9 protein-coding genes are annotated in these 8895 nt (G+C 64.0%); 3 read left to right on the plus strand and 6 right to left on the minus strand.

The genetic code is table 11. The features are described 5' to 3' along the window. Positions 1–387 precede the first annotated feature (387 nt). Genes VIG32_01000 through VIG32_01010 form a run of 3 tightly spaced genes read left to right on the plus strand, consistent with a single transcriptional unit; the run spans position 388 to position 1565 of the window. A complete protein-coding gene (locus VIG32_01000) occupies positions 388–609 on the plus strand; it encodes a hypothetical protein (GenBank protein ID HEY8296587.1) in 222 nt (73 codons plus the stop codon). Further along, entirely contained in the window at positions 599–1282 is a 684-nt protein-coding gene (locus VIG32_01005) for a sigma-70 family RNA polymerase sigma factor (GenBank protein HEY8296588.1), read from the plus strand. Before VIG32_01000 ends, VIG32_01005 begins: the two co-directional genes overlap by 11 nt. After that, positions 1263–1565 carry a hypothetical protein gene (locus VIG32_01010; GenBank protein ID HEY8296589.1) on the plus strand — a complete coding sequence of 101 codons (303 nt, stop codon included), beginning with the start codon at positions 1263–1265 and terminating at the stop codon, positions 1563–1565. The genes VIG32_01005 and VIG32_01010 overlap by 20 nt, the downstream gene beginning before the upstream one ends. Positions 1566–1613: 48 nt before the next feature. Here VIG32_01010 and VIG32_01015 read toward each other — a convergent pair whose 3' ends face one another. The 6 genes from VIG32_01015 to VIG32_01040 form a co-directional block, all read right to left on the minus strand. Then, complete coding sequence (locus VIG32_01015) at positions 1614–1736, minus strand: hypothetical protein (GenBank protein HEY8296590.1); 123 nt, start codon at positions 1734–1736, stop codon at positions 1614–1616. 888 nt (positions 1737–2624) lie between these two features. Further along, on the minus strand, positions 2625–3422 hold the full coding sequence (locus VIG32_01020; GenBank protein HEY8296591.1) for a purine-nucleoside phosphorylase: 798 nt from the start codon (positions 3420–3422) through the stop codon (positions 2625–2627). Further along, positions 3419–4960, minus strand: coding sequence for a 2,3-bisphosphoglycerate-independent phosphoglycerate mutase (gene gpmI / locus VIG32_01025; GenBank protein HEY8296592.1), 1542 nt, complete (start codon positions 4958–4960; stop codon positions 3419–3421). The genes VIG32_01020 and gpmI overlap by 4 nt, the downstream gene beginning before the upstream one ends. Continuing rightward, positions 4950–5717: a triose-phosphate isomerase gene (gene tpiA / locus VIG32_01030; protein HEY8296593.1), complete on the minus strand. Its 768-nt coding sequence runs from the start codon at positions 5715–5717 to the stop codon at positions 4950–4952. The genes gpmI and tpiA overlap by 11 nt, the downstream gene beginning before the upstream one ends. Further along, positions 5717–6907 carry a phosphoglycerate kinase gene (locus tag VIG32_01035; protein ID HEY8296594.1) on the minus strand — a complete coding sequence of 397 codons (1191 nt, stop codon included), beginning with the start codon at positions 6905–6907 and terminating at the stop codon, positions 5717–5719. Before VIG32_01035 ends, tpiA begins: the two co-directional genes overlap by 1 nt. Continuing rightward, positions 6904–8859 carry a S9 family peptidase gene (locus tag VIG32_01040; protein HEY8296595.1) on the minus strand — a complete coding sequence of 652 codons (1956 nt, stop codon included), beginning with the start codon at positions 8857–8859 and terminating at the stop codon, positions 6904–6906. Before VIG32_01040 ends, VIG32_01035 begins: the two co-directional genes overlap by 4 nt. Positions 8860–8895 lie beyond the last annotated feature (36 nt).

Consider the following 8895-nt stretch of genomic DNA (forward strand, 5'->3'; position numbering starts at 1 on the left):
TGAGTCGAATTGTGTGAGTCCATGCGCGTTTCATTAGCGTAACGTTGTGTGACTCGATCGCCCGGTTGTTCTCGAGCCGTAGCGATCGGATCTTGTTAACGTCGTTCTGCGACGCGGAGCCGACAGATGTTACGGTCATCGCTAACAGTACCAGGGCAGCGATCGTCTTCTGCATGATTCGACTATACTGGGCCTAAACGTCCGACTCCCTCATTTGCGGGAGTGGGTCTTTCTCTGCATCGATCTGCACTTCGTATGCACAGCCAACGGCGTGCAGCTCTAGACGTCTGCCCCGGCGCGGGTTTCGATATTCATTCGAAACCGCGGCGCACACATTTGTAATAACGACGCAATCTTCCGGCAACGATCGGCTGTTAACGTCTTGGCATGGGTCTGCATTTTGTACGCGTGGATAGCCGCGTCGCGCAACGCCTCGGCGCGCAGTTCGAAGCGGTGATGCTCGAACGCGTACTAGCTCCGATGCAGGGCGCGTTCGGGCAATTCGGCGAGGTCGCGCTCGGCGCGTGCGCGCGAACGATCGCCGAGCACGACGCCGGTGGGTTCGCCGCATTAATCGCGACGGCGCTTGCGAGGAGCCATGTCGAGTAGCGGCGAGGAACGGGAAGCCCGCATTCGCGAGCTCTTTCCGCTCGTTCGGACGATCGCACGCCGCGTGCAGCGGATGGTGCCCGGCAGCGATCTGGATGATTTGATCGGCGACGGCAGCGTCGGCTTGATTCGCGCGGTCGATTCGTTCGATCCGACGCGCGGTCCGCGGATCGAGCAATACGCGGGGCGCATCGTCGCCGGCGCGATGCTCAACGGCCTGCGCCGGCTCGACCCCGTCTCCGAACGCGTACGCCGCGAGGTGCGTGAGGCCGAGCGCGAACGGTACGCGATCGCCACCGAATCCGGATCGTTGCCGACGCAGCGCGAGATGGAGCGCCGCCGGCCGGCGCTACAGCGCGCGACCGCGCACGCGTATCGTTACACGCCGCTCTCGCTCGACGGCCCGCTTCCAACCGGCGAAACCCTCGCCGGCGATTGGGGCGCCGACCCGGGAGCGATCGTCGGCGAGCGCGCCGAGCAGGCGGTGGTGCGCGGTGCGATCGGCTCGCTGCCGCCGCGTCAGCGAACGTTGATGGAACTGCACTATCTCGGCGACCTTACGCTCCATCAAATTGGCACTCGCATGTCGATCTCACCGCAACGCGCGTCGCAATTGCATCTAGCCGCGCTGCGGAATCTCCGAAAGCACCTGCATGCTCCAACCGCGCATTGAATCCGATCCGGCCGCCGGCGCACTCTACGCACCGATCCAACCGGCGCCGTACGTCTTCCCGATCCTACCGGAGGACGAACTCGAGACGCCGCCGCTTCCCCGCGAACACCCGCCGTGGGTAAAAGACGCGCTCTCCGTTTCGCAACGCACGCGCGCCCTATTGGCCCGCATCAAGCCGGCCGTCGTGCGGATTCTCACCTTCTGGGACCACACCGTCCGATCGGTCGCAATCGCCGGCCGCCGCGTCTGTATCGACGCAAGCGGAAGCTATCGCGTGGAATAGTGGGTCCAAAGACTCAAGCAATTGGGGCCTTTCCGCGAGCGGAAATCTTCATTCCTTTGCGAAGAAGAGAGCATAGGAGTTGATGACGTTGAGCGAACAGGGACAGTGGCAGGCGCCAAAATGTTTGTACTGCGGAATGCGAATGAAGATCGTGAGCTCGCGTAATCGCATGGCCGGCTACGAATGCGCGCATCCTCCATGCACCGCCAACCCCGCCCGCGCCAAAGCCGCGCAACCAACCCCCGCGCGCCGCTAACGCTCCTCTTGTCACCCTGACCTTGTCGAAGGCCAACGCCCCGAACGCTTTTGCGCGACCGGCTCATGCTTCGACAACGCTCATGCTCCGATAAGCTCATGCTTCGACAGGCTCAGCATGACAAAAAGAAACGACACGAGGGTCTGAACGGGGTTGCACTCGCGCTAGCGGCGCGCTCTCCTTTGTCACCCTGAGCTTGTCGAAGGGCGACGCCCCGAACGCACTTTTGCGCGACAAGCTCATGCTTCGACAAGCTCAGCATGACAAAAAGAAACGACACGAGGATCTGAAGGGGGTTGCACTCGCGCTAGCGGTGCGCTCTCCTTATGTCACCCTGAGCTTGTCGAAGGGCAACGCACCGAACGCACTTTTGCGCGTCAAGCTTATGCTTCGACAACGCTCATGCTTGGACAGGCTCAGCATGACAAAAGAAAAGCGACACGAGGATCTGAACGGGGTAGCACTCGTGCTAGCGCGGCGCGCTCTCCTTATGTCACCCTGAGCTTGTCGAAGGGCGACGCCCCGAACGCACTTTTGCGCGACAAGCTCATGCTTCGACAAGCTCAGCATGACAAAAGAAAAGCGACGCTAGGATCTGAACGGGGTTGCACTCGCGCTAGCGGCGCGCTCTCCTTTGTCACCCTGAGCTTGTCGAAGGGCGACGCCCCGAACGCACTTTTGCGCGTCAAGCTCATGCTTCGACAACGCTCATGCTTCGACAAGCTCAGCATGACAAAAGAAAAAACGACACGAGGATTTGAACGGGGTAGCACTCGCGCGCTAGCGCGGTGCGCTCTCCTTTGTTACGAGGAGTGGATGACGCCGGCGATGATGTTGGCTAGGCGGGGGGCGCTCGTGCGGGCGACTGCGGTTACTTCGGCGTGTGAGATTTCCGGCGCACCCACCACGTTCGTGATGAGGCTGATACCGAGAACTTCGAGCTTGCGCTGCCGTGCGGCGATCGTTTCGAGGACCGTCGACATGCCGACCGCATCCGCGCCGATCGTCCGCAGATACCGCGTTTCGGCCGGCGTTTCGTACGACGGCCCCACGAGCCCCGCGTAGACGCCCTCGTGCAAAGGACGCTCGGCACCGTCGTCGCTCGCGCGTGCGATCGCGCGCAGGCGCGGCGAGTATGCGTCGGCCATATCGACGAACGGGTCGGGCGATGCATCGCCGACGAGCGGGTTCGTCCCGGTGAGGTTGATATGATCGGCAACCAGCATGAGGTCGCCTGCGGCGAACTGCGGATTGAGCCCGCCCGCCGCATTCGTCAGGATCAGCGTTTTGGCGCCGCAAGCCGCGGCAAGCGCGACGTTGTACGTGACGTGCGCCGCCGTAAAACCCTGGTAGAGGTGCACGCGTCCGGCGAAGGCGAGCACGCGTTTTCCGTGCCAGCTTCCGACGAGCGCTTCGTCGGCATGGCCGGCCAACGGCGCTTGCGGCATGCCGCGCAACTGCGCGTACGGCACGCGCGCGAACGACGCGTGCTGCGAAAGCGCGTCGGAGAGCCCGCTGCCCAGAACGATGGCAACGTCGATCTCACCCCCGGTCGCGCGTGCGAGCACGTCAACGTCGTGCGCTAGCTCCAGCGCGTTCATCGTGCGGCCGTTTCCGCCGGTGTAAAGAGGTTCTCGCCCGTCATAACCGCGGGAACCGGCAACCCCATGAGCTGCAGCAGCGTCGGCGCGACGTCGCCGAGTTTGCCGGGACGCAGCGCTCCCTCAATACCGTTGCCGATTAGAATCAGCGGCACGGGGTTGGTCGTATGTGCGGTCAGCGGGTTCCCGTCTTTGTCGAGCTTCGCTTCGGCGTTGCCGTGATCGGCGGTGATTGCGAGCAGCCCGCCCGCCGCGAGCACCGCATCGGCGAGCCGCTGCAGACACGCGTCGAGAATCTGCACGCTCTCGATCGTCGGCTCCCACTTTCCGGTGTGCCCGACCATATCGGCGTTCGCGTAGTTCATGACGATTGCGTCGTATGCCATCGCCTGAATCTTCGCGACGGCGAAGTCCGTGATCTCGCGCGCTTTCATTGCCGGCGCGAGATCGTACGTGGCGACCGTCCGGTCCGACGCTATCAGTTCGCGGTCCTCGCCGGGGAACGTGTCTTCGCGACCGCCGTTAAAAAAGTAGGTCACGTGCGCGTACTTCTCGGTCTCGGCGAGACGCAGCTGGCGCAAACCGGCGCGCGAGAGGATCTCACCGAAGGTCTCGAACTGCGGGCGCGGGCCGAAGAGCACCGGATTGGTAAACGTTTCGTCGTACTTAGTCATCGTTGCGAAGAGCAGATCGCGGTAGCGCTCTACGCCGAATGCATCGAACGCCGGGTCGCTAAACGCCAGCGTCATTTGACGCGCGCGATCTGGGCGGAAGTTGAAGAAGATGCACGCGTCGCCGTCGCGCACCGCTTGGCCGCCACCCACGAGCGTCGGCTTAACGAACTCGTCATCTTCGCCGCGCGCGTATCCGGCATCGACGGCCGACCGCGCGCTATCCGCACGATAGGCGGCTTTCGCGCGTGCGATCGCATCGTAGGCGACCTCCGTGCGTTCCCAACGTTTGTCGCGATCCATTGCGTAGTAGCGTCCGGTCACCGTCTTGATCGCGCCCGTCCGTCCGCGCTTCGCGAGCCGCTCCTCAATCGTCGCGAGATACGCTTGCGCGGAACGGGGCGGCGTGTCGCGGCCGTCGAGGAACGCGTGCAACGCGAGCGGCACGTCCGCGGCGGCCGCCGCGTCGATAAGGGCGAGCACGTGCACGAGCGAGCTGTGCACCTGCCCGTCGGAGAGCAGCCCCATCAAGTGCAGCGTTCCGCCGGTTCGTTTCACCTGGTCCAAGCACGCGTTGAGCGCGCCGTTGTTCTTGAAGTCGCCCGACGCGATGTCGGCGTCGATGATCACGAGACCCTGCGGCACGACGCGTCCGCTGCCGAGATTCATGTGGCCGACTTCACTATTGCCCATGATGCCCTTGGGCAGCCCGACCGCTTCGCCGCTCGCCTCGAGCGTCGTCCACGGATACCGCTCGAAAAACGCGCGCCAATGCGGGAGCGCTGCGGCCGCAATCGCGTTACCGTGTCGATCGTCGCTGCATCCCCAACCGTCGAGCACGGCGAGCACGACGGGTTTATACGGCATCGCAACGTCCTTCGCACGCGGCCCGCAGCAAATTGGCAAACCCTTCGGGATCGAGCGACGCGCCGCCGACCAGAGCGCCGTCGATGTTCGGTTGCGCGACGTAGAGCGGAACGTTCTCGGGTTTGACGCTCCCGCCGTAGAGGATCGGCACGTTCGTCAAGCCGTGCATGCTCGTGCGAATCGCCTGCATGATCGCATCGGCGTCGAGGGCCTCGCAGTTGCGTCCCGTCCCGATCGCCCACACCGGTTCGTAGGCGAGCACCACGTGTGCGAGCGCGTCCGGCGCAAGGCCGTGAAGCGCCGCTCGGGTCTGCGAAACGACGCGTTCGTGTGCGAGGCCCGCGTCGCGCTCGGCAAGCGTCTCGCCGACGGCGACGATCGGCGTCAAACCGTGGGTCAGCGCGGCGATCGTCTTTTTGCACACCGCTTCGTCGGTCTCGCCGAAATACTGGCGCCGTTCGGAGTGCCCGAGAATCACGTAGCGAACGCCGAGATCGGTCAGCATCGGCGGCGCGATCTCGCCGGTGAACGCGCCGCTCGATTCCCAATGCATGTTCTGCGCGCCGAGGGCAACCCGATCGTGGCCGCGCAGCCGCCGCGCGACCGCGTCGAGCGCGGTAAACGGCGGGCACAGAACGATGTCGATGTTCTCGGGAATCATCGGCAGCAGCGGCAGAAACGCGTCGACGAACGCGACCGCCGCGTCGGCGGTTTTGAACATCTTCCAATTGCCGGCAACGAGCCGCCGCGCCGCCATTAGTTGGAACCCGGCTGATGTTCGAGAGCCGCAACGCCCGGCAGGGACTTGCCTTCGAGGAACTCGAGGGTCGCGCCGCCGCCCGTGCTCACGTGCGTCATTTTGTCGGCAAAGCCCAGCTCGTGCGCGGCGGCCGCCGCGTCGCCGCCGCCGACCACGCTGATCGCGCCGTTCTCGGTCGCGCGCGCGATTGCGTCGCCCACGACTTTCGTTCCGTTCTGATACGGCGCTTTCTCGTAAACACCCATCGGTCCGTTAAAGACCACGGTGCGCGCGGTTTCGATCACCTTGGCGTATTCTTCCGCCGTTTTCGGACCGATATCCAGGATCATCGCATCGCCGACGCCGACCAGATCGACGGCGTGCGCGCCGGCGTCGTTATCGAACGCCGTCGAAACGACCGCATCGATCGGCAAGAGCAGCGATACGTCGCGACCCTTCGCCTGCTCGATGATACGTTTGGCGGGTTCGAGATCGTCGTCGCGCAATGACGAGCCGACGTTGATACCCTTGGCGGCGAGAAACGTGTTCGCCATGCCGCCGCCGATGCAAAATGCGTGAACGCGTTCCATAAGATTCGTGAAAACGCCGACCTTGTCTTTAACCTTTGCGCCGCCGATTACGCAGACGAACGGCTGCTTCGGATCGCGAACGAGCCCCGCGAGCGCCTGCAGCTCGGCTTCCATCAACCAGCCGGCCGCGTTGGGCAGCAGATGTGCGATACCTTCGGTGGATGCGTGCGCGCGGTGCGCCGTTCCGAACGCATCGTTCACGTAGAGATCGCCGTGCGAGGCAAGCTGCCGTGCGAACGCCGGATCGTTGCGCTCCTCTTCGGCGTGAAACCGCACGTTCTCGAGCAGCACGATATCGCCGTCGTGCATCGCGTCGATCGCCGCCGTCGCCGGCGCACCGACGCAATCGCTTGCAAAGCCGACCGCAACCCCAAGGCGCTCGCTCAGCGCCGTCGCCACCGGTGCCAGCGAAAACGCCGGATCGACTTTGCCATCGGGCCGCCCCAAATGCGAGAGCACGATCGTCTTGGCGCCATGCTCCCGCAAATACCGCAGCGTCGGCAACGCCGCATCGATCCGCGTAAAATCCGCAATCCCCTTGCCGGAAAGCGGCACGTTCAAATCCTCACGCACCAACACCCGCATCCCCCGAACCCGCAAATCCCCCAGCACCCTCATCCCCTGTCACGAAGGGCAAAGTGCGCGCCAATCCAGCCCATCCAGTGCCGGTAGACGTCGACGGTGCGCACCGCATCGCCCGGAAAATGCGCGTGAACCGGCCACTCGTAGAACTCGACCGGTACGCCGCGATCGTGCAGCGCGTGATAGAACGCGTACGATTGCGCCGCCGGAACTCGCACGTCGTACACGTCGGAGAGAATCAGCGTCGGCGTCGTAACGTCGCGAAAATACGTCAGCGGCGATACGTCCTTGTAAAACTGCATGTTCTTGCCGACGAACGGCGAGCCCGGCATCGATTCGCGATCCGCGCCGATATCGTCGGCGAGCGCGTAGTCGTACATCAAATCGTCGACCGCCGCACCCGAAACGGCGCTGTTCCAAATGTGATAGCGCGCGATCATCCACGACGTCATCATGCCGCCGTAGGACCAGCCCGAGACCGCAATCCGATGCGTATCGATCGGCACGGCTTGCTCCGTCGCGCGTACGCCGGCCATGATGTCTTTTCCCGGCCCGGCGGTCGCGTCGATATAGATCGCGTGCTGATAGGCGTTGCCGAGATTGTCGCTTCCGCGGTAATTCGGCTGGAGAACGAACCATCCGCGCGCGGCCATCAGTTGCGCGAGCTCGTCGAAGCCGGTGGTCGACGCGCCGGTCGGGCCGCCGTGAATGAGCAGTACGAGCGGATAGCGCGAGCCCGCGCGATACGCGACCGGATACGTTAACACGCCGTCTTCGTGAAATCCATTGGGTCCGGTCCAATCGAGATCGCGCACGCGTCCGAATGGGTGCGACGCCACCGCAGTGTTTTCGTGCGTGAGCGCGACCGGCGCAACCGTCGGCGATGAAGCCCAGTAAATCTCGGCCGGATGGTGCGGCGAACTTCCCACGAACGCGACCGCCCCGCTCGCCGAGATGCTGCCGTCGAAGTCGCCGAACGCGCTCACGTCGCCGAGGTCGAACTTCTGGAACGAGCCATCGGTACGAAGTTTCCACAACGCGCGCTGCGTACCGTCGTTACCGTTGAGCAGAAGCGCGTCGCTGCCGGGGTACCATGCGTAGTTGCCGGTGTTGCGATCGATCGCGCGCGAAATATCGCGGCCGATGCCGCGTCCCGGGCTCAGAAAAATGTCCGCAACGTTCATCGCGTCGCCATCGCGCGCGTAGGTGTACGTTACGGCGTGGCCGTCGGGTGCGATGCGCGGATTGTACTCAAAGCGCGTGCGGCCGGTGAGTGAGGCGCTCGTTCCGCTCGCAACGTCGAGTACCGCGACGACGGAACGATCGGCATCGCCGAGCAGCGCGTTGGGCAAGCGAACGTACGTCAGCCGCTTGCCGTCGGGCGACCACGAAATCGTGGAGCCCGTCTCGCCGTTTGCAACGCTCCAGTCGCCGCCGTGCGTCAGTCGTCGAGCGGTCCACTCGCCGCCGCCCGCCGCGCGACTCGCGAGCCACAAGTGCGACGAAGGAAACGGTCCGGGCGAAAGATACGCGTTATCCGTGACCGCAAAGCCGTCTTGCCAACGCGCGAGCCCCGTGCGCTTGGGCGGCGCATCGGCCGTCACATAGGCAATCGCGCTTCCGTCGGGGCGCCACGCGAACTGATCGACGCCCTGCGGCGCGTTCGTAACCCGCACGGCATCGCCGCCCTCCATCGGCATCAGGTAGATCTGCTTGCCGGTCTTTTCGTAATCGGCGAGAAAGGCGATCGTGCCGCCGCTCGGCGACCATGCGGGATCGCTCGCCCCAGGCCGCGTTTCGGTCAGCGCGCGTTCGGCTTTTGTCGCGATGTCGAGTTCCATGAGTTGCGGATCGCGCTTGTCCGTCTGCAAGTTCACGTGCGAACGCACGAAGACGAGCGACTTGCCGTCGGGCGAAATCCGAGGCGACGAAAGCCCGACGATCTTATAAACATCGTCGAGCGCAAAATACGCAGGTGGTGGAAGCATTCCGTAATCCTTCGAGCGAGGTTAAGTCCTTCGACA

Source organism: Candidatus Baltobacteraceae bacterium, assembly GCA_036559195.1.
GTDB lineage: Bacteria > Vulcanimicrobiota > Vulcanimicrobiia > Vulcanimicrobiales > Vulcanimicrobiaceae > JALYTZ01.